This is a genomic window from Pseudomonas sp. F220, from assembly GCF_057813935.1.
Window position 1 is genome coordinate 1 of the sequence record NZ_JBVASJ010000126.1, and the last position, 617, is coordinate 617.

General features: G+C 58.3%; 1 protein-coding gene. It reads right to left on the reverse strand.

What is annotated here, in order from left to right; all coding sequences use genetic code 11:
* On the reverse strand, window positions 1-617 hold a 617-nt coding region (locus ACZYSM_RS29280; protein WP_489077173.1), incomplete at both ends, for an SH3 domain-containing protein.

Genomic DNA, 617 nt, shown 5'->3' on the forward strand with positions numbered 1-617 from the left:
GCGATGGGCACTAAATAGTGGATGGAAAGGTAGCCGCGCAACGAACCATCAGCCTCTTTTAGAACGTCTGGCCCGTTGGTGTTCTCCAGCTTGCGGTAATGACCGTCACCGCTAACGGTCACTTCCGTGCCACGCTGCAGAAAGCCAATCACCTTGCCCTGGTGCGCCTGGTTGCGCACATTCAAGCCTTGCTGCCCAGAATGGCCTGGGTGTACGTCTGCCACCGTCGCCTTGACCCGACGGGTCGTGCCCTCGGGCCAGAATGCGGGCCGAGCAATAGTCGCGTCATCGTGATACACCGCCCAATCCTGCAAGTGCATGTACAGACTGTAGAAAGTCAGGCTGGGCGGCACGTCCGGGCTGCCCTCAATCTTCGGTGGCTGAAGACGGTGGCGTACCAGCACGAAATTACATGAGAAGGGCTTTTGCACGGTCCCTGTCTCGATGAAATAGGTTGTCTTCGGCGAGTGCTCGTCGATGCGATAAGCCACCACTTCACCATCGGCCAAGCAATGCACGCTGGATTGATCCAGAGCACCGGCAGTACCGCTGTCGAAATGCACGCCGCCGTGGCATAGACCACTGGTGCCTATTGGATAGAAGCCCGCCTTCGCCTT